The sequence below is a fragment of the Kitasatospora sp. MAA4 genome (assembly GCF_029893355.1).
GTDB lineage: Bacteria > Actinomycetota > Actinomycetes > Streptomycetales > Streptomycetaceae > Kitasatospora.
Genome location: NZ_JARZAI010000040.1, coordinates 17,781 through 43,603 on the forward strand (window position 1 = coordinate 17,781; position 25,823 = coordinate 43,603).

Genomic DNA, 25,823 nt, shown 5'->3' on the forward strand with positions numbered 1-25,823 from the left:
TATTACTCCGCTCGGGGGTGGTAATGGGGGACTCGATAGCGATATTCGAAGCCCCCCCGTGTGCTGATGGCGGCACAGAGTGACGGCCAGTGGGCTGAAGGGCGATCGGGTAGCTCTGTGTAGTCCTGCGCATGAATGCGGTTATCTCCGGAAGGTGCGTCAGATCGCACCGAGCGAGCCGGATCCGACGACCTGACAGCGGGAACCGGCCATCGGGTCGCGACACGGAGGCGGGCCCGGGCAGGGGGAGATTGGCTCAGACGCCAGGTGCATTGGAGAATCAACTCCGGGCGCCCGATCGGGTGGCGTGCGGACGGGGAGGTGGCAGCGGAGTGGACCAGCTGACGGCGCAGGATCCGAGACGAATCGGGCCCTTCGAGGTGCTCGGACGCCTCGGCGCCGGTGGGATGGGGCTGGTGTACCTGGCGCGCTCCGCGTCCGGCCGCCGGGTGGCGATCAAGACGGTGCGCGGGGAGCTGGCCGAGGACGAGCTGTTCCGGGTCCGCTTCGCCCGCGAGATCGCGGCGGCCAAGACCGTCGGCGGCTTCTACACGGCGGCGGTGGTCGACGCCGACGCCGACGCCAGGGTGCCCTGGCTGGCCACCGCGTACGTGCCGGCGCCCTCGCTGGAGGAGCTGATCGGCGAGTGCGGGCCGCTGCCGGTGGACGCCGTGCGGTGGCTGGTGGCGGGCATCGCCGAGGCCCTGCAGTCGATCCACGCGGTGGGCCTGGTCCACCGCGACCTGAAGCCGTCCAACGTGCTGGTGGTCGAGGACGGCCCGCGGGTGATCGACTTCGGCATCGCCGCGGGTGTCTCCAGCTCCCGGCTGACGATGACCAACGTCGCGGTCGGCACCCCCGCGTACATGTCGCCCGAGCAGGCCAAGGACAGCCGCAGCGTCACGGGCGCGAGCGACGTGTTCTCGCTCGGCTCGCTGCTGGTCTTCTGCGCCACCGGCCACCCGCCGTACCACGGCGGGAACCCGGTCGAGACGGTGTTCAAGCTGCTGCGCGAGCAGCCCGACCTGTCCGGGCTGCCGGCCGAGCTGGCCGACCTGGTGCGCGCCTGCATGCGCCCGGCCGCCGAGCACCGCCCGACGCCCGCCCAGATCCAGGCCGAGCTGGCGCCGCACCTCTTCTCGCGGGACGACGCGGGCGAGGAGGTGGGGGAGTGGCTGCCACCGAACGCGCTGGACCTGATCGAGCGCAAGCGCGGACGCCGCCAGCCGGCCGCGCCGGCCCGGGGCGCGGTGCCGGCTCCGGCGCCCGTGCAGGCCCCGCCGCCGCCGACCGTGCCGCCGGTGATCCCGGCTTCCGTGCCGGAGCCGTACCTTTCGGCCAACCCGTCCATCGGCGTGCCCGACACCCGCTGGAGCGGCTCGCCGCCCGCCGGGCAGCGCCGGCCGGAGGCGGTCGACCCGCGGACCGGGGCGCACGGCTCGCTGGTGCGGCCGAACCGCCCGCAGACCGGGGCGGGGGACGTGAGCGAGGCGGCCACGGCCAAACTGGGCTCGGCCCGGCGCCACCGCGGCGGCCCGGCCGCCGAGGAGATCCAGCTCTCCGGTGCCTCGGTACGGATAGGACCCGGACCGCAGGTGCACGGCGTCGAGCCGGCCCGGCCGGCCGCGCCGGCGCCCGCCGAGACCGACTGGGTCCGCCGCGGCGCCACCCCGCCGCAGCCCGCGGTGCCCGTCGTGCCGCCGCAGCCCCGCTGGCGGCCCTGGCGGTTCCGGATGTCCAACGACGTCTGGGGCACCCCGCTGGTCGCCGACGGCACGCTCTTCATCTCCAGCTTCGAGGTGCACGCCCTCGACATCGGCTCCGGCCGGCGCCGCTACAAGACCCGGGACGTGGCCTGGGCTGTCGCGGTCGACGCGGGCCGCCTGCACGCCGCCGACGGCCCGCACCTCTACACGGTCGACGTCGCGGACGGCACCGAGCGCTGGCGCACCTCGCTGGACGGCTGGGTCTACTCGCTGGACGCCGCCGACGGGGTGCTCTGCTGCGGCCTGCGCGGCGGCGGCGTCCACGTGCGCTCCACCGCCAACGGCGCGGAGCTGTGGCGCGCCGACGACGCCCAGCAGGACTACGAGAACCCGCAGTCCGGCCCGGCCCTGGTGGCCGGCGCGGTGCACTACTACGGCGGCGGGCGGCTGCGCTGCGTCGACCCGCGCAGCGGGCGGCTGCGCTGGACGGTCCCGGTCGGCGAGGACGTCCCGTCCCGCCCGGTCGCCCGCGGCGGGGTGCTCTACGTGACGGCCGGGACCAGGGTCTACGCGCTGGACGCGGCCACCGGCGCCGAGCGCTGGCGCTTCGAGGCGCCGGTGGTGCTCTTCACCCCGCCCACGCTGGACGACTCGGCCACCCCCGCGGTCTACGTCGCCGACTACCTGGGCACCCTGTACGCGCTGGACGGCGCCTCGGGCCGGGTCCGCTGGCAGGGCCGCACTGCCAGCCGCCAGGGCGCCGAGCCGGTGGTGGTGTCGGACGGGACGGCGCTGATCGCCAGCGGCGAGACGCTCTACGCCTTCGAGACGGCCGGCGGGCGGGAGCTGTGGCGCTACGCGGCCCGCGGTGAGGTGGTGGGCGCCCCGGCGGTCGCCGACGGCCTGGTGCACCTGGGCAGCCGCGACCACTCGCTGCACACCGTGGACCTGGCCAGCGGCCGGCTGCGCTGGGAGCTGGGCACCAAGGGCGAGCTGACCGGCTCCCCGGTGGCGCTCGGCGGGCGGGTCTTCGTCAGCAGCAAGGACCGCTGCGTCTACGCCCTGGACGCCCGCTACGGCACGGCGGTGCCGGACCAGCGGTAGCCGCTAGGGACGGCGGGCCTCGGGGTGGCGGGCGCACCAGCCCTCCCACGCCGAGGCCACCATCTCGGTCACCCCGTACCGGGCGCTCCAGCCCAGCTCGTGGCCGATCAGCTCGGCCGAGGCGACCACCCGGGCGGGGTCGCCGGGCCGGCGCGGGGCGATCTCGCCGGTCGCGTCGTAGCCGGTGACCCGGCCCACCACGTCGAGCATCTCCTTGACCGAGACGCCCTCGCCGCGCCCGATGTTGAGCACCAGTGAGGTCCGGCCGGGCGGGTCCTCGGCGAGCCGGCGGGTCGCGGCGAGGTGCGCGGAGGCGATGTCGCCGACGTGGATGAAGTCGCGCACGCAGGTGCCGTCGGGGGTCGGGTAGTCGGCGCCGAAGATCAGCGGCGCCCGGCCGGCCGTCAGCCGTTCGAAGACCATCGGCACCAGGTTGGAGGTCCCGCTGTCCGCGAGCTCCGGGGTGGCCGCACCCGCGACGTTGAAGTAGCGCAGCGAGACGGTCGACATCCCGTACGCCCGGCCGGCCGCGGCGACCATCCACTCGCCCGCCAGCTTGCTCTCGCCGTACGGGTTCATCGGCGCGCAGGGCGTGGACTCGGTGACCAGGTCGACGTCCGGCATGCCGTAGACGGCGGCGGAGGAGGAGAACAGGAAGCGCCGGACGCCGCCCTCGGCGCAGGCCTCCAGGACCGTCTGCAGGCCGGTGAGGTTCTCCCGGTAGTAGAGCAGCGGGCGCTGGACCGACTCGGCGACCTGCTTCTTCCCCGCGAAGTGCAGCACGCCCTCGACCTCGTGCTCGCGGATCGCCCGGTCCACGGCCGAGCGGTCCAGGATCGAGCCCTCGACCAGCGCGACGCCGGCCGGCAGCCGGGTGCGGGCTCCGCTGCTCAGGTTGTCCAGGACGGCGACCGGCCGCCCGGCGTCGAGCAGCTGCCGCACTACGTGTCCGCCGATGTAGCCGGCGCCGCCCGTGATCAACCAAGTCATAGGTGGATCGTAAGACCGGTTTGTCCGTGCCGGGGATCGGTGGGTGTGGCCTCCGACTTCGGCGCGCCGCTGGCCAGGAAATGGACATACCGGTGAAATGCTGACAAAAGTCGGCCCAGTGCCCGGCTTTGGCGCGCTCCGGCGCGCCCGGCCGCCGGGACGTGGTGCCGCCCCACGCGTTCGGAACCGGAGGCAGCTCAGGTGCACCCCACCAAGGATCACAACCGCCCGTTCCCGGCCGGTCCGCGCCCCACCGGGCCGAAGCTGGCGCTGACCGGTGCCGTTCTGCTGGCTGCCGCGCTGACGGTGAGCGGGTGCAGCAGCAGCGCGCCGTCGACCTCGTCCACCTCCACGTCCGCCTCGTCGGCGTCCTCGCCCGGTGCGGCGCCCACCACCAGCGACCAGCTGCAGAACGACTACCAGCAGGTGATCGCCAACGTGCTGCCGTCCGTGGTGCAGATCACCACGGCCTCCGGGCTCGGCTCGGGGATCGTCTACGACGACAAGGGCGACATCGTCACCAACGCCCACGTCGTCGGCACGGCGACCACCTTCGACGTCACCCTGGCCAACAGCACCACCACGCTGCCGGCCACCCTGGTCGGCAGCTACCCGGACTCCGACCTGGCGGTCGTCCGGCTGAGCAGCCCGCCGAGCGGGCTGCGGCCGGCCAGTTTCGCGGACAGCGGCAAGGTGGAGGTCGGCCAGATCACGCTGGCGATGGGCAGCCCGCTCGGGCTCTCCAGCAGCGTGACCGAGGGCATCGTCTCGGCCACCGGCCGCACGGTCTCCGAGCCCAACGGCGGCGGCTCGCCCGGCGCCACCATCGGCAACATGGTGCAGACCTCGGCGGCGATCAACCCGGGCAACAGCGGCGGCGCGCTGGTCAACCTCTCCAGCCAGGTGATCGGGATCAACACGCTGGCCGCCGTCGACCAGGAGACCAACGGCAGCGCCGCCCCCGGGATCGGCTTCGCCATCCCGAGCGCCACCATCACCAACATCGCCGACCAGCTGATCAAGAGCGGCAAGGTCACCAACTCGGGCCGGGCCGCGCTGGGCATCACCGCGCGGACCTACTACGGCAGCGACTTCAAGCCGGCCGGCGCGGTGGTCGTCAGCGTCACCTCCGGCGGACCGGCCGCCTCGGCCGGGTTGCAGGCCGGGGACGTGATCACCCAGCTCGGCAGCACCCAGATCACCTCGCTGAGTTCGCTGACCACGGCGCTGGCCTCGCTCACCCCCGACTCCAAGGTGACCGTCACCTACCAGCGCAGCGGCCAGACCAAGACCGCCGACGTCACGCTGGGAACGCTGAGCGCCACCTCCTGACGGGCAGGGCCTGTCTCACAATTCCCGGCGGCGGTGCACCGCGCAAGGGTCACCGCCGCCGGGTCGCCGCTGCTGTCCGTCCCTTTCCGGCTCAGCGGGCGGCGGTGCGGGCGGCCCGGGTGCGCCAGGGGAGCTCGATGGTCACCGTGGTCGGGCCGCCCTGCGGGCTCTCCACCAGGAAGACCCCGTCCACCGCGCGCACCCGCTCGGCCAGGCCGGCCAGCCCGCCGCCGGGCCGGAAGCCGCCGTCCGGGGCCACCGCCCCGCCCCGCCCGTCGTCCGCGACCTGGATCATCAGCCGATCGGCGGAGCGCCAGGCGTCCACGGTGGCGGTGCGGGCCGCCGCGTGCTTCGACGTGTTGGTGAGCAGCTCGCTCACGGTGAAGTAGGCGATGCCCTCGACGGCTGAGTCCGGCCGCTCGACGTGGCCGTCCTGGTCGGCGAGATCCACATGGACCCTGACGCCGCCCGGGACGGTGCAGCGCGCCGCCACGGCGGAGAGCGCCGCGTCCAGCCCGCGGTCCGTCAGCACGGCCGGGTGGATGCCCCGGGCGAGGTCGCGCAGCTCCTGAAGGGCCAGCTTCACCTCGCCGTGCGCGGCGCCGACCATCCGAGCGGCGGCCTCCTGCTCGGCCGTCATCTCGGTGTCCAGCAGCTTCTCCTTGGCCAGGCCCAGGTCCATGGCCAGGGCGACCAGCCGGGCCTGCGCGCCGTCGTGCAGGTCGCGCTCGATCCGGCGCAGGTCGGCGGCGGCGGTGTCGACCACCGCGCCGCGGTCCTCCTCCAGCTCGCGCACCCGCTCGGTCAGGGTGTCCGGGCAGAGCAGCAGTTCCACCATCAGCCGGTTGACGACCGCCAGGTAGCGCGCCACCCACGGGAGCAGCGGCCAGCCGACGACCAGGAAGACCAGCGTCACGGTGAAGCTGATGATCCCCCAGGGCAGCATCAGCAGCGAGTAGAGCGCCGAGCGCCAGCTGAGCCCGTCGGTCAGGGAGGCGATCACCCAGGGGACGAAACCCGGTTTGGCCGGCTTCAGCGGCTCGGGCTCGGCCACCTCGGCGCCCAGCGAGCGCCGGGCGCGGAACCGGGCCAGCGTGCCCAGCAGGCGCTGGCCGGCCAGCCCGCCGGCGGCCAGCGGCAGCCCGACCACCGTCACGGACAGACCGGCGCCCACGGAGAGGGTGAACACGGTGTAGACGAAGGAGGCGATGCCGACCGGCAGGTTGACCAGCAGGTGCCGGACCTCGCGCCACAGCTGCGCGCCGTACAGCGGCCTGCGGTCACCGAACTGATCGCGCAGGGGCACGCGGAGGGGCTTCATGGGCTGCGGGTCCGTCCTGCTCGCGGGGGAGACTGTTGGGAGGGGGTGGGGCTGGGGGGACATAGGGGTAGTCGTGGCGTTCGGGGCGTACTGAGATGGGGTAGCCAGTACCGGGGTTGGTCGGGGTATCAGCTTGGCCTGCCCGGAAGGTCGTGCGCACGGGGGCCTGGGCCCGTTTTCCGAGGGGGGATAACCCCACCTCGGGAGGCGTGCGGCGGCGGCCCGGAACGCGGCGGGTGTCCACCGGACGTCTTGCAGTCCGGGCAGGGTGCTGGAGTGATCCGGTCGTGGACTTAGACTCACGCCGTAGCGAGGTTATGGAAGTGTAAAGACGCGCGGTGACCCGGGCTGGTTCAGCCCCGGGAAACGGCTCGGCCGATCTGGAGGCGAACGCATGGAGGGGCCCTTGGCCGCCGCCCTCGCGGCCGACCCTGCTGCGGGCAGTGGCTATTTCGACGCCTACGCGGCGGTCGGTCTGCTCGCGGTGGTCGGCGTGCTCTTCGTCACGGTTTCCTTCACGGCCAACCGGCTGCTGCGCCCGGCGATCTGGTCGCCGGAGAAGCTGCTGACCTACGAATGCGGCGTGGACCCGGTCGGCGAGGGTTGGGCGCACACCCAGGTCCGCTACTACGTCTATGCCTTCCTCTATGTGATCTTCGCGGTCGACGCGATCTACCTGTTCCCGTGGGCGACCGTGTTCGCCAGCGCGGGATACGGCATGGGAACCCTGGTGGAGATGTTCATCTTCATCGGCTTCCTCGCGGTCGGGCTGCTCTACGCCTGGAAGAAGGGCGTTCTGGAATGGACGTGACCCACGCGCACGGCTCGGGCGGACCGATTCCGCTCGGCATGCCCGACCCCTCCCAGCCGGGAGCCGGCGCCCTCGCGGAGCGCCGGATCGGACCGCTGGCCCGGCTCGCGCCGGACCCGGTCAAGGTGGTGCTCAACTGGGGACGCCGCTACAGCCTCTGGTGCTTCAACTTCGGACTGGCCTGCTGCGCGATCGAGTTCATCGCCGCCTCGATGGCCAAGCACGACTTCATCCGGATGGGCGTGATCCCGTTCGCGCCCGGACCGCGCCAGGCCGATCTGATGATCGTCTCGGGCACGGTGACGGACAAGATGGCGCCGGCCGTCAAGCGGCTCTACGAGCAGATGCCGGAGCCGAAGTACGTCATCTCCTTCGGCGCCTGCTCCAACTCGGGCGGGCCCTACTGGGACTCGTACTCGGTGACCAAGGGCGTCGACCAGATCATCCCGGTCGACGTCTACGTGCCCGGCTGCCCGCCGCGGCCGGAGGCGCTGCTCCAGGGCATCCTCAAGCTCCAGGAGAAGATCGCCGCCGAGTCGCTGCCGGAGCGCTACGCGGGCCTGTCGGCGGGCGCGCTGCGGCGACCGCTGGTGGCGGGGCCCGGGGGTGCGCAGTGACCGGCGCGGTGACCACCCCTGAGCAGACCGCGGCCGCGATCGGCCCCTGGGCGAGCGCCGCCGAGGCCTACCAGCTGCTGACCGTCGACGTGCCGGCCGAGCACTGGATCGAGGCGCTGACGGCGGCCCGGGACGGCCTGGGCCTGACCTACTTCGACTGGCTGAGCGCGGTGGACGAGCTCGGCGAGGGCTTCTCGGTCTGCGCCCACCTGGCGGCCGCCGGCGACGGCGGTGCGGTGCGGCACCTGCTGCTGCGCACCCGGGTGCCGCGCGACGGCGCCTCGCTGCCGACGGCCGCGGGCGTGTACGCGGGCGCCGGCTGGCACGAGCGGGAGACCCACGAGATGTTCGGGATCGGCTTCGAGGGCCACCCGCACCTGGTGACGCTGCTGCTGCCGGACGGCTTCGAGGGCCACCCGCTGCGCAAGGAGTTCGTGCTGGCCGCCCGGGTCGCCAAGGCCTGGCCGGGCGCCAAGGAGCCGGGCGAGAGCGATCACGGGGACGGTCCGGCGCGGCGCAAGATGCAGCCGCCCGGGGTGCCGGACCCGAACGAGTGGGGCCCGCTGAAGGGGACCCTGCCGCCGGTCGCCGAGCGTCCGGCGCGCGGTGCCCGGACGCCGCGCGCGGGGGCCGCCACTCCCGCGGCCTCAGCCGAGGGCGCGCCCGCGGTGCGGGCGGACCGGCCGCGGCGGACCCGCAGCATCACCGAGGGCTCGACCAGCCAGGCGGCCGAGGCCGCTCCGGCTCCTGCGGCGGCGACCCCGCCCGCTTCGGACGCGCCGTGGCACTCCCCGGTGCCCGCTCGCGAGGAGCCGGCACCGCAAACCCCGCAGGAATCACCGGAATCACAGGACTCACAGGACGGAGACAGCGCGTGAACCTGCTCGACACGCTGCTGCGCTGCGTCGCGGCCCTGGTCGTCTTCCTCACCTTCCCGCTGATCATCGGGCAGACCGAGCACAAGGTGATGGCCCACATGCAGGGCCGGCTCGGTCCGATGTACGCAGGAGGGTTCCACGGCTGGGCGCAGCTGGTCGCCGACGGCGTGAAGTTCGCGCAGAAGGAGGACATCGTCCCGGCCGACGCCGACCGGCGGATCTTCCAGCTGGCCCCGGCCGTCTCGCTGCTGCCGTACCTGTTCGTCCTGCTGGTCGTCCCGGTGGGCCCGCACGGCTTCGTCGGCCAGGCGGTCGACGCCGGGATCTTCTTCGTGCTCGCCGTGATGGGCGTCGGGGTGATCGGCAAGCTGATGGCCGGCTGGGCCTCGGCCAACAAGTTCTCGCTGCTCGGCGGTCTGCGCACGGCCGCCCAGCTGATGTCGTACGAGCTGCCGATGGTGCTCGCCGCCGCCTCCGCGGCGATGGCGGCCGGGACGCTCTCGCTGACCGGGATCGTCGACGCCTTCCACTGGTGGTGGCTGCCGTGGCAGGCGATCGGCGCCTTCGTCTTCTTCACGTCCGGTATCGCCGAGTTGCAGCGCCCGCCGTTCGACATGCCGGTGGCCGACTCCGAGATCATCTTCGGCGCGTACACCGAGTACACCGGCCTGCGCTTCGCGTTCTTCCTGCTCTCCGAGTACGCGGGCATCCTGGTGGTCTGCGCGCTGACCACGGTGCTCTTCCTCGGCGGCTGGCACGGCCCGCTCCCCGACAGCCTCGGCTGGCTCTGGACGATCCTGAAGACCTTTGCCCTGGCCTTCGTGGTGATCTGGCTCCGGGTCACCTACCCGCGCCTGCGCGAGGACCAGCTGATGCGCTTCGCCTGGACCGTCCTGGTCCCGCTCGCGCTCCTCCAGCTCGCCCTGACCGGCATCATCAAGGTGGCGATCTCCCAGTGAACCTCCCCGGCTCCGGCCTGGCCAAGGGCCTCGCCGTCACCCTGCGGACGATGACGAAGAAGACCGTCACCGCGCAGTACCCCGACGTGCAGCCGCACCTGCCCCCGCGCAGCCGCGGTGTGATCGGGCTGCTGGAGGAGAACTGCACGGTCTGCATGCTCTGCGCCCGGGAGTGCCCGGACTGGTGCATCTACATCGACTCGCACAAGGAGACCCTCCCCGCGGTCGACCCGAACGCGCGCGCCCGCACCCGCAACGTGCTGGACCGTTTCGCCATCGACTTCTCGCTCTGCATGTACTGCGGGATCTGCATCGAGGTCTGCCCGTTCGACGCGCTCTTCTGGTCGCCGGAGTTCGAGTACGCCGAGACCGACATCCTGGAACTGACCCACGAGCGGGACAAGCTCCGCGAGTGGATGTGGACGGTGCCCGCGCCGCCCGCGCTGGACCCGGGGGCCGAGGAGCCCAAGGAGATCGCCGCCGCGCGCAAGGCCGCCGACAAGCTGGCGGCCGCGGCCGGGGGTGACTCCGCGTGAGCATCCTTGCCGCTGCGGGCTCGCTCGCGCCCGCGACGCGGGGCTTCCTGTCGCCTACCGGCGTCGAGATCGTCTTCGTGCTGGTCGGCCTGGCCGTGCTGGGCGCGGCCGTGATCTCGGTCGGGACCAAGCAGCTGGTGCACGCCGCGCTCTGGCTGGTCGTCGCGCTCGGCGGGCTGGCGATCGAGTTCCTGCTGCTCACGGCCGAGTTCGTGGCCTGGGTCCAGGTGCTGATCTACCTCGGTTCGGTGGTCGTCCTGGTGCTCTTCGGCCTGATGCTGACCAAGGCCCCGATCGGCCGGTCGCCGGACGCCGACTCGGGCAACCGCTGGGTCGCCCTGCTGGTCGCGCTGGCCGCCGCCGGGACGCTGGTGACCCTGGTGGTGGACGCGTTCCGGACCTCCTGGATCGACCTGGGCTCGGGCGGTGGCAGCGCCTCGGTGACCGGGGCCAGCCTGTTCCGCACCTGGGTGCTGCCCTTCGAGGCGCTCTCCGTCCTGCTGCTGGCCGCGCTGGTCGGGGCGATCGTGCTGTCCCGCTCCCGGCAGGCGGCCGTGCCGAAGCCGCGCCCGGGCAAGCTGCGGGCCGGCAAGCCGGTCGGCGCCGCCCGGGCTGCCAAGTCGCCGTCTTCCGAGCGGGAGAGCTGATGCACCTCGCCTACCCCGCCGTGCTCGCCGCGCTGCTCTTCAGCGTCGGCGTCTACGGCGTGCTCGCCCGGCGCAACGCCGTCCTTGTGCTGATGTCCGTGGAGCTGATGCTCAACGCCGTCAACCTCAACCTCGTCGCCTTCGACGCCTGGCTGCGCGACGCGCTGCACGCCGGGCAGGCGCTCACCCTGTTCACCATCACCATCGCCGCCGCCGAGATCGGTCTGGGCCTGGCCATCGTCCTGCTGGTCTTCCGGACCCGCGGCACCCCGGACATCGACCGGCTGACCGCCCTCGGTGACCGGGTCGCCGAGCGCCAGAACTCCGCTGACGACACCGCTGACGCGTCGAAGGGCCAGGCCGTCTCGTGAACACCGCCCTCCCCGCGCTGGTCCCGGCGCTGCCCGCGCTCGGCGCCGCCGCCACCTTCGCCACCGGCCGCCGCGCGCCCCGGTTCGCCCGGCCGCTGGCGATCGTGCCGGTGGTGCTGTCGGGCGTGCTGGCCCTGGTGACGGCGCTCCAGCTCGGCACCGGCCGGACCCTGGACGCCGCCACCCGGCTGACCCCGACCGGCGGCCCCGACATCTCGCTCGCGATCCACCTGGACGGCTACACCTCGCTGGTCACCGTCCTGGTGGGCCTGGTCGCCAGCTGCGTGCAGATCTACTCGACGGCCTACCTGCGCGACGACCCGCGCTACCCCTCGTACGCCGCGCTGGTCTCGCTCTTCACCGCCGCGATGTTCCTGGTGGTGTACTCCGGCGACCTGATCGTGCTGCTGGTCGGCTGGGAGGTGATGGGCATCTGCTCGTACTTCCTGATCGGCCATCACTGGGAGACCGCGGACGCCCGCTCGGCCTCGCTGAAGGCCTTCCTGGTCACCAAGCTGGGCGACGTGCCGTTCCTGTTCGGGCTCTTCCTGCTCGGCGCGGACGCCGGGACGTTCCGGATCAGCGGTGTGCTGGCCGCGGCGGCCGACGGGCGGCTCGCGCACCCGACGCTGATCGCGCTGCTGCTGCTCGCCGGGGTCGCCGGGAAGAGCGCGCAGTTCCCGCTGCACAGCTGGCTCCCGGACGCGATGGCCGGCCCGACGCCGGTCTCCGCACTGATCCACGCCGCCACCATGGTCGCGGCCGGCATCTACCTGGTGGCCCGGCTGCTGCCGGTCTTCCTGCTCTCGGGTGCCGCGCTGGTGGTGCTCGCGGTGATGGCCGCAGTGACGATGATCGGATCGGCGCTCTGCGCGCTCGCCCAGGACGACATCAAGCGGGTGCTGGCCTACTCCACGGTCGGCCAGCTCGGCTACATGGCCGGCGCGCTGGCCGCGGGCGACCGCGAGGCGGCCGTCTTCCACCTGGTCAGCCACGGTGCGTTCAAGGCGCTGCTGTTCCTCTCCGCCGGTGTCCTGATCCACGCCGCGCACACCAACTCGCTCTCCGCGATGTCCCGGATGCCCTGGCTCGCCGAACGGGTGCCGGACGCGCGCTGGACGCTCGGCATCGGCCTGGTGGCGCTGGTCGGCCTGCCGCCGTTCTCGGGCTTCTTCAGCAAGGAGGCGGTCTTCACCGCCGCCGAGCACGCCGCTCGGGGCGAGGCGCTGACCAACGGCGTCGGCCCGGCCTCGGGCGTGCCCGAGGCGGCGGGCTGGATCGTCCTGATCGCGGCCGGGCTGACCGTGCTGCTGACCGCGGCGTACGCCACCCGGCTCTGGCTGCTGGCCTTCCCGGGCCGCCGCGCCGTCGCCCTCGCCGGCGCGGTCGTGCCGCGCGGTGAGGCCGCCGAGGGACACGCGGCGGCGCTCGCCGACACCGGTGAGGACCTGCCGGTCGCCGCCAGCAGCACGGCCACCGCACCCTCGGTGCACGCCACCGAACCGGCCGCGATGCGCTGGCCGCTCTGGGTGCTGGCGATCCCGGCGATGGGCTTCGGCGTCGCCGGGCTGCGCCCGAACTGGCTGCCCGCGCTGCTGGACGGCGGCTCGCTGCGGCCGAGCCTGGCCACCGCCGTGCTCGGCACCGGGCTGGCCCTGGCCGGCGTGCTGATCTCCTACGCCGCCTGGCGGACCGTCACCGCCCGGGCCGCCCGCGCGGCAGTGGCCGAGGGCGCGCCCGCGCCGCAGTCGACGGACGCCACCGACCCCGGTCGGGCCCTGCTCGGCCCGCTCTACGGCCCGGCCCAGCACGGCTTCGGCGTGGACCGGCTCTACGAGCGGCTCTTCGTCCTGCCCACCGTCGGCGCCGCGAAGCTCGTCCGCTTCCTCGACCGCGAGGTGGTCGAGGGCTACGTGCAGGCCTCCGGCGGCGGGGCCCGGCTGCTCGGCTGGGCCGTCCGGCGCGCCCAGACCGGCAACGCGCAGACGTATCTCAGCGCGCTGCTGGCGGGCGTGGTGCTGATCGCCGTCTTCGTGGCGGTCGGCACATGACCCACCGTCGCCTCGCCCATCTCGCCAACCCGTCCACCGCAGCACGTCCAGGGAGCCTCCGATGAACGCGGTCCTCATCGCCCTCCTGGCGCTGCCGCTGCTCGGCGCCGCCCTGACGCTGGCCCCGGCCACCGCCTTCGGTCCGGACCGCGCGACCCAGGAGAAGCGCGCGCTGCGGTTCGGCGCGCTGGTCACCGGCCTGGTGCTGGTGCTGACCGTCGCGCTGGCGGCGGGCTTCGACCGGGCGCACGCCAGCCGGATGCAGGCGGTCACCGACACGGCCTGGATCCCGGCCATCGGCGTCCGCTTCCACCTCGGCGTGGACGGCATCTCGCTCCCGCTGGTGGTGCTCACCGCGCTGCTCACCCTCCTCTGCGCGGTGTACTCGACCAGGCGCCTGCCGGACGGGCCGGGGGTGCCCTCGGCGCGGGTCTTCGTGGGACTGCTGCTGCTGCTCGAAGTCGGCATGCTGGCCACCTTCGTGGTGCTCGACCTGCTGCTCTTCTTCCTGGCCTTCGAGATCGTGCTGATCCCGATGTACTTCCTGATCGCCCGGTGGGGGAGCGGGGCCAAGGTGGCCTCGGCCAACCGGTTCATCCTCTACACGTTGCTCGGCTCGGCCGTCATGCTGCTCGGCTTCCTGCTGGTCGGCCTGAAGGCGGGCACCTTCGACATGACGGCGCTGGCCGCCGCCCACGGCCACGGACTCTCGCACACCACGCAGGTGCTGGCCGCGCTCGCGATCGGCCTCGGCCTGGCCGTCAAGGCGCCGGCCTGGCCGCTGCACAGCTGGCTCCCGGACGCGCACACCTCGGCCCCCACGGTCGGCTCGGTGCTGCTCGCCGGTGTGCTGCTGAAGATGGGTACGTACGGACTGGTCCGTGTCCTCCTCCCGGTGGTGCCGGACGGCACGGCGACCCTCGCCCCGTACCTCGGGGCGCTCGCCGCCGTCGGCGTCGTCTACGGTTCGCTGGCCTGCCTCGCGCTGGCCCGCCAGGGCAGCAAGGGCGACCTCAAGCGCCTGATCGCCTACTCCTCGGTCGGCCACATGGGCTTCGTGCTCCTGGGCATCGCCTCCCTCACTCCGGTGGGCGTCAACGGCGCGCTCTTCGCCAACGTCGCCCACGGTCTGATCACCGGTCTGCTCTTCTTCCTGGTCGGTGCCCTCAAGGACCGCTACGGCACGGCGGACCTGGACACCCTGGCGGGTGCCACCGGCGCCGCGCTCTACGGCCGGGCACCGCGGATCGGCGCCCTGCTCGCCTTCGCCGCCGTGGCCAGCCTGGGCCTGCCCGGGCTGGCGGGCTTCTGGGGCGAGGTGCTCGCGATGTTCGGCGCGTTCGACCCGGCCGCCGGGCTGTCCCGCCCCGCCTTCGTCACGTACATGGTGCTGGCCGGCCTCGGCACCCTCCTCACTGCCGCCTATCTGCTGATCGTGGTGCGCCGGGTCTGCATGGGGGATCCCAAGCAGCCCGCCGTGGTCGAGGGCATCGCCGACCTGCGCCCGTACGAGGCCGTCAGCTGGACCCCGCTGGCTGCGCTGACGCTGGTCGCCGGGCTCTGGCCGGCCCTGCTGCTGGGTCTGTCCGACCCCGCCGTGAAGCACCTCCTCGGGGGTGGCTGACCGATGATCAGCTCCGTGTCCGCGCCTGTGTCCGCCGCCGCCGGCCACCAACTCCTGGGGCAGCCCGCTGTGCATCCGACCCTTCTCGCCGTGAGCAACCCGGGCGGGCTCATCCAGTCCGTCGACTGGGTGGCCATCGCCCCGCCGCTGATCGCCGCCCTGACGGCCCTCGCCGTCCTGCTCGCCGACCTCTTCCTCCCGGAGCGGCACAAGAAGCTGCTCGGCCGACTCACCGCCGCCGGCCTGGCCCTCGCCCTGCTCGCCCTCCTCCCGCTCACCGGTGGTCACCCACGGGCCACCTTCTGCGCACAGAACGTAACAGGCGCCACTGACAACGCCGGGTGCAGCTACGTCGCCGACCACTTCGCGCTGGTCTTCCAGCTGCTCGCGCTCGGCGGCGCACTGATCGCCGCGCTGCTGTCGCTGCACACCGTCGACGAGGAGAAGCTGCCCTCCGGCGAGTTCTGGTTCCTGCTGCTCAGCAGCGCCACCGGCGCCGCCCTGCTGCCCGCCTCCCGTGACCTGGCCACCCTGGTGGTGGCGCTGGAGGTGGTCTCACTGCCCTCCTTCGCGCTGGTCGGCCTGCGGCGTGACGGGCGTGGCGGCGAGGCGGCGCTGAAGTTCTTCCTCTCCTCGGTGACCGCGACCGCCGTGATGCTGCTCGGCGTGAGCTTCGTCTACGCCGCCACCGGCAGCCTGCACCTGTCCGCCATCGCCGAGGGCCTGGGCCAGGCGCCCGGGCAGCTCAAGCCGCTGGCCGAGGCGGGCGCCGCGCTGACCCTGGTCGGCTTCGCGTTCAAGGTCGCGGCCGTCCCGTTCCACTTCTGGGTGCCGGACACCTACACCGGCGCCCCGCTGCCGGTGGCCGGCTACCTCTCGGTGGTCGGCAAGGCGGCCGGCTTCGCCGGGCTCGCGCTGGTCACCAGCATCGCGTTCCGCCCCTACGGCCACACCTGGGGCCTGCTGCTCGCCGTGCTGGCCGCCGTCACCATGACGGCCGGCAACGTGGCGGCGCTGCGCCAGCGCTCCGACACGGCGCAGGGCGCGGTGCGACTGCTGGCCTGGTCCTCGGTGGCCCAGGCCGGCTACCTGCTGGTCCCGCTCGCGGCCGCCGGCTACGCCGGGAGCGCCCACCCGCTGGGCGCCACCGTCGCGTACGCGCTGATCTACGGCCTGGTCAACCTCGGCGCCTTCGGGGTAGCCGCCCTGGTCGGCCGCACGGCCCCCGACAACCGGCTGGACGACTACCAGGGCCTGTTCGCCCGCCGCCGCTGGGCCGCACTGGCGCTGGCCTTCTTCCTGCTCTGCCTGGCCGGGCTGCCGCCGGGCGTGGTCGGGCTCTTCGGCAAGGTGGTGGTCTTCCGCGCCGCGGTGGACGCGGGCCTGGGCTGGTTGGCCGTGGTGATGGCGGTCAACGTGGTGATCGCGCTCTTCTACTACCTCCAGTGGACGGCCAAGCTCTTCGTCGCGCCGACGACCGAGGCGACTTCCGGGGAATCGCGGGTGCCGGTCTCGCTGGCCGCGACGCTGTCGCTCACCGCGGTCGGCGCCGTGGTGCTCTCGGTCGCCCCGCAGCTGGTGCTCCAGGTGGTCAGCGGCTCGCTGTTCTGATCCGGTCCTGATCGGGGTCTCATCCCTCCGGTGTACGCGAAGGGAACCAGGACCAGGCGTCCCGCCGTTGACCAGGGCAGAGGGATGTGAGCAGAGGCTTCCCACCGCACCACTTGGAGGGGCTGCCGTGCACCGCCAGCACAACGGGTTGAGAACGGCCGTCCTGCTCGGGGCGCTGTCGGCACTGATCCTGCTGATCGGCAGCCTCTTCGGCCGGATGGGTCTGATCATCGGCCTGCTGGTCGCGCTCGGCACCAACGGCTACGCCTACTGGAACAGCGACAAGCTCGCCCTGCGCGCCATGCGCGCCCGCCCGGTCAGCGAGATCGAGGCCCCGGCGCTCTACCGGATCGTCCGCGAGCTCTCCACCTCCGCCCGCCAGCCGATGCCCCGGCTCTACATCTCTCCGACGCCGGCCCCGAACGCCTTCGCGACCGGCCGCAACCCGCGCAACGCCGCCGTCTGCTGCACCGACGGCATCCTGCACCTGCTGGACGAGCGCGAGCTGCGCGGTGTGATCGGCCATGAGCTGAGCCATGTCTACAACCGCGACATCCTGATCTCGTCGGTGGCCGGAGCGCTGGCCTCGGTGATCATGTTCCTGGTGAATTTCGCCTGGCTGATCCCGTTCGGCCGCGACGAGGACGACGACGGACCCGGGCTCCTGGGCACCCTTGCCATCATGGTCCTGGGCCCGCTCGCCGCGATGCTCATCCAGATGGCCGTCAGCCGGTCCCGGGAGTACCAGGCGGACGCCGACGGCGCCCGGATCACCGGCGACCCGCTCGCGCTGGCCAGTGCGCTGCGCAAGCTGGAGACCGGCACCCAGCGCCTGCCGCTGCCGCCCGAGCCGCAGCTCCAGACCGCCAGCCACATGATGATCGCCAGCCCGTTCCGCCCGGGTGAGGCGGGCACCCGGTTGTTCTCCACGCACCCGCCGATGGAGGAGCGGATCGCCCGGCTGGAACGGCTGGCCGGGCGCGGGTAGCGTCGGCCCGTACCGCGCCCGGGAGCAACAACCTACGGAGGACGACGTGTTCGTCGTGACCATCACCTACACCGCGCCGCTCGAGCGGATCGACGCGCTGCTGCCCGCGCACGTCGCCTGGCTGGACGGCCAGTACGAGGCCGGCGCCTTCCTCGCCTCCGGCCGCCGGGTGCCGCGGGTTGGCGGTGTGATCCTGGCCGACGCCGAGAGCCCGGCCGCGCTGGACGCGATCCTGGCCGGTGACCCGTTCGCGCTGGCCGGGGCGGCTGAGTACCAGGTCACGGAGTTCCTGCCGACCAAGACCGCGCCCGCACTCGCCGCCCTGGCCGTCCCGTCGCCCTGAGGCTTCGTCCAGCGGGGTGCCGTATGTCGTGTCCGCCTCATCAGTCGTTCACCGATCGGGGAAGGTGACGGGGTGGAGGCGGCGCCGCGCGGTGGCGGCCCGCCCGGACGGCCCGGGAGGCCTGCTGTGTGCGCCGACGAGACCTGCTCGCACCACGGATCCGGCACCGACCCCGTCGTGGACCGGCGTCGGCTGCTCCAGGCCGGGCTGGGCACCGGAGCCGTCGCGGCCCTCGTCCTGGCTCCGATCTCCTTCGCGGCCGCCGCGGACCCCGGCGCCGCCGACCGCACCCAGCTGATCACCGGTCATCTCGACACCGGGGCGGCGGACTTCATCTACCTTCCGGTCGAACTTCCGGACGGCGTACGCGAGATCGCCGTCTCGTACAGCTACGACAAGCCCGCGGTGCCGGCCGGAACGCCCGGAAACTCGTGCGACATCGGCATCTTCGACGAGCGCGGCACCGACCTCGGCGGCCCGGGCTTCCGCGGCTGGTCGGGCGGGTTCCGCAGCTCGTTCGCGATCAGCCGGACCGAGGCGACCCCCGGCTACCTGCCGGGCCCGGTCAACGCCGGCCGCTGGCACGTGGTGCTCGGCCCGTACCAGGTGGCGCCGCAGGGGCTGGACTACCAGGTCCAGGTGACCGTGCGGTTCGGCGCTCCCGGGCCGGCCTTCCAGCCCGACTACCCCGCCGACCGCGCCCGCGGCCGCGGCCGGGCCTGGTACCGCGGCGACTGCCACCTGCACACGGTCTACTCGGACGGCCGCCGGCTCCCCGCCGAGGTGGCCGCCGGAGCGCGCGCGGCCGGGCTGGACTTCATGGTCTCCACCGACCACAACACCAGCTCCTCGCACGCCGTCTGGGGCCCGCTGGCCGGCCCCGACCTGCTGATCATCACCGGCGAGGAGGTCACCACCCGCAACGGCCACTGGCTCGCGCTGGGCCTGCCGCCCGGGACCTGGATCGACTGGCGCTACCGCTCGCGGGACAGCGCCTACCCCCGCTTCGCCCGCCAGGTGCACGGCCACGGAGGGCTGGTGGTCCCCGCGCACCCGTTCTGCCCGTACGTCGCCTGCCAGTGGAAGTTCGGCTACCAGGGCGCCGACGCGGTCGAGGTGTGGAACGGCCCCTGGACGTACGACGACGAGTCCGCCGTCGACAGCTGGGACGCCCGCCTCGGCGAGGACCTGCGCAGCGGCCGCCCCTGGCTGCCGGCCCTCGGCAACAGCGACGCGCACAGCGTGCCGCAGGTGATCGGCACCCCGCACAACGTGGTGCAGGCCGACGACCTGACCCGCGACCGGATCATCGACGGGCTGCGCTCCGGGCGCAGCTGGATCGCCGAGGCCGCCGGCGTCGAGCTCACCTTCACGGCCACCGGCGCCGGTCGGCAGGCGGGCATCGGCGAGACGCTGACCGTCGCGGCCGACGCCCCGGTCGACGTCCGGCTCGCGGTCTCCGGGGTCCCCGGCGGCACCGTCCGGTTCCTTACGGACGAGGGCCAGCTGCACCAGGAGTCGCTGCCCGCCACCGGCGCCGGCACCGTGACCTGGCGGACCACCGCCTCACTCGCCTGCTACGTCCGCGCCGAAGTCCGCCACCCCCTACCCGACGGCACCCCCGGCGCAGGCAACACCATGGGCCCCACCCTCCCCTGGGGCCCGATGGCCGCCCTCACCAACCCGATCCTGCTGCGCGCCACCACCTGACCCTGCCCGGCGCGTGGGACGCTGGACGTATGAAGATGATCGAGCTCATTCTCAACGTGATCTGGCTGGTCTTCTGCGGGATCTGGATGGCCATCGCCTACGTGGCCGCCGGGATCGTCTGCTGCATCCTCATCATCACGATTCCCTTCGGGATCGTTCCTCAGGGATCAGCATCACGCGGGGATCGATCCGGCCTTCGATTCGCATAGGCGGGATGAGGTCGAGGACGGGGATCGGGACCCGGTCGACATCGGGCAGGGCCTCATTGACCTTGGCCCAAGTGCCATCGGCGATCCACTCGTTGAAGTACTTCGAAGCGGTGCTGGTCGACCCGTAAACAGCGCGGAGCATCGGCCAGGAGTCTCCACTCCGCCCCTTGGCGAAGATCGCGTCCACGGAGCGGCGCACCCGATCACGGCGGCCTGTGGGCAGCAGGTGGGCGATCGAGCTCCACTGGTCGTCGGTGAGGTCGGCAGCGGGAATCTGCACGCCGGCGGTGCGGTACCAGGACTGCACAGTGCAGTGCACGCCGCCTCGGCGCAGGGGGATTGGACCTTCGATGAAGACCTTCACCTCCAGTAGGGCAAGTACCTCGGCCTGTTCCTGAGGCGTCATGCCCGCAAGCTGGTGCCGGGCCATCTCGGCAAGTGCCTTGAGGTCACGGGCCCGGCGGTCCGCATCCTCGATCTCGGTCAGCCAGGTGGCAGCCTCGGTACGCATCTCCTGGAGTTGCCGCAGTTCGGCGTTGAGCGCTTTCGTAGCTGCGCCGATGGCCTCCGGGGACTGCTGCTGCTTGGCTGCGGCAACGATCACAGCGGCGATGGACGCGTTCATGCTGTCGATCTGCCGGTCGAGGTCGGAGATTCGGTCCTCGTGGGCCGATTGGTCGCCTTGGGCCATACCGACCCATTCGGCGGCCAGGGACTCCAACTTCTGCGAGTCGCCGAGCAGGGTGACGACCTCGGACCAGACGTGCTGCTCCACTGCCTCCGCGTCCACGTACGAGCACGCGCAGACGCCTTGCCCGGGGATCGAGTCGGACTTGCCGCTACAGCGGTAGTTGCGGCGGCCATAGGAGACCGACTCGCGACTGATGCCCGTGTAGACGGCCTCGCAGAGGCCGATGAGTCGACCCGAGAGTGGGTAGACCGCGCGGTTGCGGCTGCTCTTCCTCGCGCGCGCCGCAACCTTCCGTCGCAGAGCCGCAGCCTCGTCATCGGTCAGGATACGGGGGAGTGAGATCGGTACCGAGGTTCCCCAAAGCGGCTTTCCGTCAGCATCGGTCTTGGCGTGTCCGCCACGGAAGATCAACTCGCCGTTGAGAACTGCGCGAGACATGATGCGGTCTCGCAGATTGGCGATCGACCACGGCTTCCCAGAGCGGCAGGTGATTCCCTCGGCATTGAGTCGGATGGCACACTGGCGGAGGTTCAGGCCCTCACGTACGACCATCCCGTAGACGAGGAGGACGATATCTCGCTCGCCGTCGTGAATTACCAGGCGTGATTCACCTTTGACGCCTTTCGCCTCGATTCGGTAGCCATACGGAGGTCGGCCGCCGATATGAGGCGAACCGGGATCCTCGGCCTTCTCCTGGAGCCCGCCCTGAGTGCGCTTGCGGATTGTCTCGTACTCGCGTTCGGCGAAGTCAGCCTGGCGCCGCATCTCCCCGCGCCCGTCCGCCGTGGTGTTGTCGATGTCGCCGTCGACGATGGCCACGAAGATTCCGATGTCTTCGAGAGCCCAGACCCAGCGCCAGAAGGCTCGGCCGACTCGGCCGATGGCCCGTCCCTCGTTGACCACCACGACATCGAAGGGTCGAGGCACGCTGACTGCGGCTTCCATGAGACGGCTGAGGTCGTCCCGGTCGGCGGCCTCCAGGCTGCCGCTCACGCCCTCGTCCTTGTAGGTGCCGACGTGTTCCCAGGTCTTGCGCCTGATGAGACGGCTGGTCTTCTTCCCCTGACTGGCGACGCCGTAGCCGCGCCGCTGCTCCTCCGTGCTCACGCGGAGGTAGTCCACTGCACGGAGCGTTCGAGGGTAGCCGACTTGGGCAGTCAGGTCCGCGATGCTCCACATGCGTGTGCTTTTATTGGCCATGTCGACTCCAAGCAGTCGGCCAGCCCCGGGACGGTTGCAGCCGTCACCGGGGCGCTTCTATCCTTGTAGATTACTTCACATCTGACGGTCAGTTTGCTCTTTCTCTGATTCCGCTGGATGTTCAGATCGATGTCCGAATAGGAGTCGAAGCAGTCGGGCACGTTCGGCCGGGACTAGTTCCTTGTCGGGGAGCCAGATGACTTTGATTCCACTCATCTGACGCTCTCAAGCGTGCTGTGGACCGGGTGTGATCCGCCAACTGCCGAATTCCGCGCGATCTCGCGGTTTGTGGCGATGTCTTCGGCGATGCCAACGGCGATGAGCTGTTGGGCGGGACTGTGTCCCTGGCCGACATACCGCCAGACGGATTCGACAGCAGTCTCGGTATCCCAGTCGGTGAAGAGTTCGCGGGTGCTGGCGAGGGTTCGGGCGTGTTCGGCGCGGGCGGTGCGGAGTTCGCCGTAGGTGGTGGAGTAGGCGCGGGTCTTGGTCAGGCAGTGGCCCCGGTAGCCGAGCATGTGGGCCCAGGCCCGCAGGCGCAGGTGTGCCAGCTCCGGGAGGCCGCCGAGGCGCCAGGCGGTGGCGATCAAGGCCCGGACGTGCGGTGTGACGCGCAGGGCGCGGATGTCGGTGAGGGAGTTGATGCGGCGGTCGACGGCGCCGGCGGTTTCCACGCTCTTGCTGGTGTACTTCGCGACGTAGGCGGCCACGAACTCATCCGTGATGCGGCTGCCGTCGCCGTCGCTCAGCTCGTGCGCGTCGAGCTGGGCGCCGAAGCGAAGCCGGACGTCCCCGTACGCGGCCGATTCCGGCGGGGTGAGCGCGACGGCGGCTGCGGCGGTGCGGACGGTGTCCAGGAGGAGATCCGTGGTGGCCCAGGCCGGTGGTGGGGTGTGGGGGCCGTCGGGGCCGTCGAGGCGGATGACGGCGTGGAAGTGGATCGCCCCGCGTTTCTGGTACTCGGCGACCTTTGCGGCCGAGACCCGGACGAGCTTGCGGATGGCGGTTCGGCCGACGCCGGCCCGGGCGGCGAGGTGGTGGTACAGGTTGTCCCGGAAGGCCTTCCATAGGGTCGGCGCTGCCGAGTTCCACAGGACGTGGCCGACGTAGTCGTAGCAGTGCGGGCAGAGCGGCTGGCCGATCCGGGCGTCGTCCTGCGGGTGGTCGAGTCCACAGCCGTGCCGGTGGCCGTGGGGACAGGTGCCGCGCCGGGCCCGGTGGCAGGGGCCGGCGCGGTGGACCGGGCCGAAGGAGGGTGCGGTGAGGGTGGCGAAGAGCCTCGGGTGAGTGCGCACCGAGGCGGGGACGCCCTTGCCACCGGCCAGTCCGGCGCGCACCAGGTGGAAGGTGTCTCCGCTGTGCTCGCGGGAGCACGGCCCGCAGCGGGTGGCCCGGCGGTTGCGGCAGCGGACCGCGAGCCGGCTGCCGGGCTCGTCCACGGTGGAGTAGTGCCGCAGCACATCACCGCTTCCCGCGTCGATGGTGGTGGAGTGGCCGGCGAGGTAGACCGGGGCGGCGCATCCGCCGGTCGCGCGGATCTGGTCGAGCCAGCGGTCCAGGTCGGGCATCTGCCCGAGGCGGACGAGGTCGCGGTCGATGTCGGGCAGTTGGCGGAGCCGCGCCTCACGGTTGAGGTGGGCGCGGCGTGCGGCCGGGTCGCTGTGCGGGTTTCCGGTCGGGGCGGTCATGTGGGGTGTCTCCACGGAAGTGGGGCGCCGTGCCCCGGCCAGACCAGGCGTACTGGTGCAGGGCCGGGGCGGGCGTCGAGACGTGCTGGCGGGCGGGTGGCCTGGTCGGGGCCTTGGGGTGTGCCAGGGCAGGGGCTGGTTGTCGCGGGTGTCACGGGGATCACTGCCTTCGGGGTCGTGGTGCGGGGTCAGGTGTGGGTGAGGCCGGTGATGAGCCAGGTGACGGCGGCGCCGATCGGGTCGGCGAGGTGGGTGCGGGCGAGGTAGAAGCCGAGCAGTCCCACCAACACGACTTGCCAGGTGCGGAGTTCGCCGGAGCGGACGAGGAGGTAGACGATGATCGCCAGGAGCACGGCCAGGGGGAGGGCGAGGGTCACAGGTACACCCCTTCGTCGTCAGGCTCGGCCGGGTCGGCGGCCTCGTGCAGGCCGGGCCAGGAGGGGGCGAGGTGGGCGTACTTGCGGGCGGCGCGCCGGGCCTCGTCGGGGGTGGTGCGGGTGGAGCGGGCCCGCGTCCACCGCCCGTCCTCGCCGAAGGTGATCGCCACGCCCTGTTCGGTCAGGGTGATCCGCTGGGCTGCTTCGAGGGCGTCCTTGTCGAGGTCGCCGAGGGCCATCTCGGCGGTGGCGGGGTCGCTGACGCGGTGGCAGATCCGGCCGGCGAGTTGGGCGCGCAGCGCGGTGACGCCGGGGCCGAGGTCGGAGCCGACGCGTTGGCCGGCGATCACCAGGTGGATGCCGAGGGCGGCGCCGAGCTGGGCCAGGCGCAGAAGGTTGGTGGAGATCTCGCCGACCTCGGCCTTCTCCTCGCGGGTGGCCATGAGGTAGAGCTCGGCGACTTCGTCCACGATGACGATGATCGGGATCCGGCGCAGCTTCTCCGGGAGCTCCCAGATGGAGCGGGCCCCCACCGAGCGGCACAGCTCCATCCGGGCCTCGGCCTCGGCCACCAGTTCGGCCAGCAGGTCTGCTGCCTGGGTGCGGGTGGAGGCGAGGGCTGAGAGTCGTTCCTCGAAGAGGGACAGTTCCATCCCGCCTTTGAGGTCGATCCCGAACAGCGCGATGGGCTGTGGTGCCCACTGCGTGACCAGGGCGGCGATCAAGGTGGACTTGCCCGAGCGGGTGGCGCCGACGACCAGCCAGTGCGGGACGGTCCGCAGGTCGATCGCCCACGTCACCCCGTCCTCCCGCAGGGCCTACGACCGCCCGTAGCAGCCGGCGGCGCACGCTGCGCGGGAGCTGCGGCAGCGCCAGCGGGTCCCAGGCCAGGGCGGTCAGGCGCACGAAGCCCCGCGCGTCCGAGACGGCCCGCACCGTGTGAACCCGCCAGGCGTGAGTCAGCGCCTCGCAGACCTCGGCGAAGTGCTCCGGGACCTGCCCCGGGTGCAGCCGAACGTCCACCACCAGGCCGCCCCGGCGCAGCTTGGTCATGCCGAGTCGGGGTGGGATCGGCTTGAGCGGATCGCCCTTGACGACCAGGCCACCGATCAGGGCGCGGGCCGGTCGCTTGGGGACGGCCAGACCCGCCATCGTGGTCAGGCGCCGCCAGGTGGACCAGATGCGGACCACGGTGACCGGGTAGCCGATCAGGACCCACCAGACGTCGGGGCGGGAGCGGTGCAGCACCGGAGCGACGATCAGCGTGGCGGCCACCAGGGCCAGCAGTGCGAGCCAGAGCAGTTGGAGCGCCATCAGCTCGACTCCCCGTTCTCGGCCGCCCTGTTCCGGGCCTCGGTCACCAGGTCGCGTGCCAGTGCGGCTGCCTTGTCGGCGAGGGTGGCGATGTGGGGGAAGAGCAGGCCCCCGGTGTGGTCGGGGGCGAACGGGTCGATCTCCGGCGCCAGGCCGCCGAGTTCGTTCAGCAGTAACCGCAGACGTACCCGCGTCCGGCCGCTCATCAGGCGTCACCCTTGCGCGACGAGGCCGGCGCCGAAGCGGGTGCGGCTGCCGGGGCCGGCGGCGCGGCGGGGGTGATGGAGTCGGCGCGGAAGGACAGGCCGTGCCGGTCGCCCATGGCCCAGGAGAAGGCCATCAGTCCGGTGACGTCGACCCGCACGCCCTCGGTGACGCCGGCCGGTTCGCCGGTGACGCTGATCTCGATGATCGAGGCCCGTCGGCCCTCCTGGCGCACGGCGACGCCGACAGTGAAGACGGGGACGCCGTCGCGGTTGGTCTTGACCTCACCGGTTTCCCGGTTGGCGATGCGCACTTCGGGGGCGACGATGCAGGTCATGGCGCCGAGCCGGGCGCCGTCGACAGGGATCGACTGCATGGGAACACACTCCAGGGACACGCAAAGGCCGGATGACGATTGTCGTCAAACGTACGTACCTTTGCCGGTCCTGATGATGCGCCGCTTGACGCCCCAGTGCAAGCGATTCATGCTGACGTTTAACGCTTGCCGTCTGACGACAGACTCTCTATAGGTGCCCGAGCT

General features: G+C 72.3%; 23 protein-coding genes and 1 pseudogene. 16 read left to right on the forward strand and 8 right to left on the reverse strand.

Going from position 1 to position 25,823, the window contains the following annotated elements:
* The first annotated feature begins 332 nt into the window (after window positions 1-332).
* Entirely contained in the window at window positions 333-2,810 is a 2,478-nt protein-coding gene (locus P3T37_RS34020) for a serine/threonine-protein kinase (protein ID WP_280727809.1), read from the forward strand.
* Between the two features lie 3 nt (window positions 2,811-2,813).
* On the opposite strand, the gene galE is transcribed toward P3T37_RS34020, so the two are convergent.
* The gene (gene galE, locus P3T37_RS34025; RefSeq protein WP_280727810.1) at window positions 2,814-3,800 is read right to left on the reverse strand and encodes a UDP-glucose 4-epimerase GalE; all 987 of its coding nucleotides are present in this window, start codon (window positions 3,798-3,800) and stop codon (window positions 2,814-2,816) included.
* Window positions 3,801-4,064: 264 nt separating this feature from the next.
* Between galE and P3T37_RS34030 the strand changes: the two genes are divergently transcribed.
* The gene (locus tag P3T37_RS34030) at window positions 4,065-5,132 is read left to right on the forward strand and encodes a trypsin-like peptidase domain-containing protein (RefSeq protein ID WP_280727844.1); all 1,068 of its coding nucleotides are present in this window, start codon (window positions 4,065-4,067) and stop codon (window positions 5,130-5,132) included.
* 91 nt (window positions 5,133-5,223) lie between these two features.
* Here P3T37_RS34030 and P3T37_RS34035 read toward each other — a convergent pair whose 3' ends face one another.
* Window positions 5,224-6,453, reverse strand: a complete 1,230-nt coding sequence (locus P3T37_RS34035; RefSeq protein WP_280727811.1) for a sensor histidine kinase — start codon at window positions 6,451-6,453, stop codon at window positions 5,224-5,226.
* A 394-nt stretch (window positions 6,454-6,847) separates the two neighbouring features.
* On the opposite strand from P3T37_RS34035, the gene P3T37_RS34040 reads away from it, so the two are divergent.
* The 14 genes and pseudogenes from P3T37_RS34040 to P3T37_RS34105 form a co-directional block, all read left to right on the forward strand.
* Complete coding sequence (locus P3T37_RS34040; RefSeq protein ID WP_280727812.1) at window positions 6,848-7,264, forward strand: NADH-quinone oxidoreductase subunit A; 417 nt, start codon at window positions 6,848-6,850, stop codon at window positions 7,262-7,264.
* A complete protein-coding gene (locus tag P3T37_RS34045) occupies window positions 7,255-7,881 on the forward strand; it encodes an NADH-quinone oxidoreductase subunit B family protein (RefSeq protein ID WP_280727813.1) in 627 nt (208 codons plus the stop codon). Before P3T37_RS34040 ends, P3T37_RS34045 begins: the two co-directional genes overlap by 10 nt.
* An 8-nt stretch (window positions 7,882-7,889) precedes the next feature.
* Window positions 7,890-8,759, forward strand: coding sequence for an NADH-quinone oxidoreductase subunit C (locus P3T37_RS34050; protein ID WP_280727814.1), 870 nt, complete (start codon window positions 7,890-7,892; stop codon window positions 8,757-8,759).
* Window positions 8,756-9,718, forward strand: a complete 963-nt coding sequence (locus tag P3T37_RS34055) for an NADH-quinone oxidoreductase subunit H (RefSeq protein WP_280727815.1) — start codon at window positions 8,756-8,758, stop codon at window positions 9,716-9,718. The genes P3T37_RS34050 and P3T37_RS34055 overlap by 4 nt, the downstream gene beginning before the upstream one ends.
* A 50-nt stretch (window positions 9,719-9,768) precedes the next feature.
* A complete protein-coding gene (locus tag P3T37_RS34060) occupies window positions 9,769-10,254 on the forward strand; it encodes a 4Fe-4S binding protein (RefSeq protein WP_280727845.1) in 486 nt (161 codons plus the stop codon).
* Entirely contained in the window at window positions 10,251-10,901 is a 651-nt protein-coding gene (locus tag P3T37_RS34065; protein WP_280727816.1) for an NADH-quinone oxidoreductase subunit J, read from the forward strand. Before P3T37_RS34060 ends, P3T37_RS34065 begins: the two co-directional genes overlap by 4 nt.
* The gene (gene nuoK / locus P3T37_RS34070) at window positions 10,901-11,272 is read left to right on the forward strand and encodes an NADH-quinone oxidoreductase subunit NuoK (protein WP_280727817.1); all 372 of its coding nucleotides are present in this window, start codon (window positions 10,901-10,903) and stop codon (window positions 11,270-11,272) included. Before P3T37_RS34065 ends, nuoK begins: the two co-directional genes overlap by 1 nt.
* Complete coding sequence (locus tag P3T37_RS34075) at window positions 11,269-13,323, forward strand: NADH-quinone oxidoreductase subunit L (protein WP_280727818.1); 2,055 nt, start codon at window positions 11,269-11,271, stop codon at window positions 13,321-13,323. Before nuoK ends, P3T37_RS34075 begins: the two co-directional genes overlap by 4 nt.
* 61 nt (window positions 13,324-13,384) lie before the next feature.
* Window positions 13,385-14,947, forward strand: coding sequence for an NADH-quinone oxidoreductase subunit M (locus P3T37_RS34080; RefSeq protein ID WP_280727819.1), 1,563 nt, complete (start codon window positions 13,385-13,387; stop codon window positions 14,945-14,947).
* A gap of 69 nt (window positions 14,948-15,016) precedes the next feature.
* A complete protein-coding gene (locus tag P3T37_RS34085) occupies window positions 15,017-16,558 on the forward strand; it encodes an NADH-quinone oxidoreductase subunit N (RefSeq protein WP_280727846.1) in 1,542 nt (513 codons plus the stop codon).
* Between the two features lie 127 nt (window positions 16,559-16,685).
* Window positions 16,686-17,546, forward strand: a complete 861-nt coding sequence (gene htpX / locus P3T37_RS34090; protein WP_280727820.1) for a zinc metalloprotease HtpX — start codon at window positions 16,686-16,688, stop codon at window positions 17,544-17,546.
* 46 nt (window positions 17,547-17,592) lie between these two features.
* Window positions 17,593-17,889, forward strand: coding sequence for a YciI family protein (locus P3T37_RS34095; RefSeq protein ID WP_280727821.1), 297 nt, complete (start codon window positions 17,593-17,595; stop codon window positions 17,887-17,889).
* A gap of 177 nt (window positions 17,890-18,066) precedes the next feature.
* Complete coding sequence (locus P3T37_RS34100; protein ID WP_280727847.1) at window positions 18,067-19,599, forward strand: CehA/McbA family metallohydrolase; 1,533 nt, start codon at window positions 18,067-18,069, stop codon at window positions 19,597-19,599.
* Between the two features lie 29 nt (window positions 19,600-19,628).
* Window positions 19,629-19,754: pseudogene (locus tag P3T37_RS34105) on the forward strand (YccF domain-containing protein); the annotation flags it as partial.
* Here the strand turns inward: P3T37_RS34105 and P3T37_RS34110 are convergent.
* The 6 genes from P3T37_RS34110 to P3T37_RS34135 form a co-directional block, all read right to left on the reverse strand.
* The gene (locus P3T37_RS34110) at window positions 19,735-21,621 is read right to left on the reverse strand and encodes a recombinase family protein (RefSeq protein WP_280727822.1); all 1,887 of its coding nucleotides are present in this window, start codon (window positions 21,619-21,621) and stop codon (window positions 19,735-19,737) included. The pseudogene P3T37_RS34105 and the gene P3T37_RS34110 sit on opposite strands and share 20 nt — an antisense overlap.
* 290 nt (window positions 21,622-21,911) lie before the next feature.
* Window positions 21,912-23,387 carry a replication initiator gene (locus tag P3T37_RS34115; RefSeq protein WP_280727823.1) on the reverse strand — a complete coding sequence of 492 codons (1,476 nt, stop codon included), beginning with the start codon at window positions 23,385-23,387 and terminating at the stop codon, window positions 21,912-21,914.
* Between the two features lie 188 nt (window positions 23,388-23,575).
* Entirely contained in the window at window positions 23,576-23,764 is a 189-nt protein-coding gene (locus tag P3T37_RS34120) for a hypothetical protein (protein ID WP_280727824.1), read from the reverse strand.
* The gene (locus P3T37_RS37115; protein WP_348533309.1) at window positions 23,761-24,564 is read right to left on the reverse strand and encodes an FtsK/SpoIIIE domain-containing protein; all 804 of its coding nucleotides are present in this window, start codon (window positions 24,562-24,564) and stop codon (window positions 23,761-23,763) included. The genes P3T37_RS34120 and P3T37_RS37115 overlap by 4 nt, the downstream gene beginning before the upstream one ends.
* 513 nt (window positions 24,565-25,077) lie before the next feature.
* Window positions 25,078-25,284: a hypothetical protein gene (locus tag P3T37_RS34130; RefSeq protein WP_280727825.1), complete on the reverse strand. Its 207-nt coding sequence runs from the start codon at window positions 25,282-25,284 to the stop codon at window positions 25,078-25,080.
* Window positions 25,284-25,658, reverse strand: a complete 375-nt coding sequence (locus P3T37_RS34135; protein ID WP_280727826.1) for a hypothetical protein — start codon at window positions 25,656-25,658, stop codon at window positions 25,284-25,286. The genes P3T37_RS34130 and P3T37_RS34135 overlap by 1 nt, the downstream gene beginning before the upstream one ends.
* Between the last annotated feature and the right edge of the window lie 165 nt (window positions 25,659-25,823).

Excerpts from the sequence above, each read along its gene's own strand:
- galE (WP_280727810.1), bottom strand. The coding sequence starts at position 3,800 with ATGACTTGGTTGATCACGGGCGGCGCCGGCTACATCGGCGGACACGTA.
- P3T37_RS34130 (WP_280727825.1), bottom strand. The coding sequence starts at position 25,284 with ATGAGCGGCCGGACGCGGGTACGTCTGCGGTTACTGCTGAACGAACTC.
- P3T37_RS34115 (WP_280727823.1), bottom strand. The coding sequence starts at position 23,387 with ATGACCGCCCCGACCGGAAACCCGCACAGCGACCCGGCCGCACGCCGC.
- P3T37_RS34060 (WP_280727845.1), top strand. The coding sequence starts at position 9,769 with ATGACGAAGAAGACCGTCACCGCGCAGTACCCCGACGTGCAGCCGCAC.
- P3T37_RS34080 (WP_280727819.1), top strand. The coding sequence starts at position 13,385 with ATGAACGCGGTCCTCATCGCCCTCCTGGCGCTGCCGCTGCTCGGCGCC.
- P3T37_RS34035 (WP_280727811.1), bottom strand. The coding sequence starts at position 6,453 with ATGAAGCCCCTCCGCGTGCCCCTGCGCGATCAGTTCGGTGACCGCAGG.
- nuoK (WP_280727817.1), top strand. The coding sequence starts at position 10,901 with ATGCACCTCGCCTACCCCGCCGTGCTCGCCGCGCTGCTCTTCAGCGTC.
- P3T37_RS34045 (WP_280727813.1), top strand. The coding sequence starts at position 7,255 with ATGGACGTGACCCACGCGCACGGCTCGGGCGGACCGATTCCGCTCGGC.
- P3T37_RS34135 (WP_280727826.1), bottom strand. The coding sequence starts at position 25,658 with ATGCAGTCGATCCCTGTCGACGGCGCCCGGCTCGGCGCCATGACCTGC.
- P3T37_RS34040 (WP_280727812.1), top strand. The coding sequence starts at position 6,848 with ATGGAGGGGCCCTTGGCCGCCGCCCTCGCGGCCGACCCTGCTGCGGGC.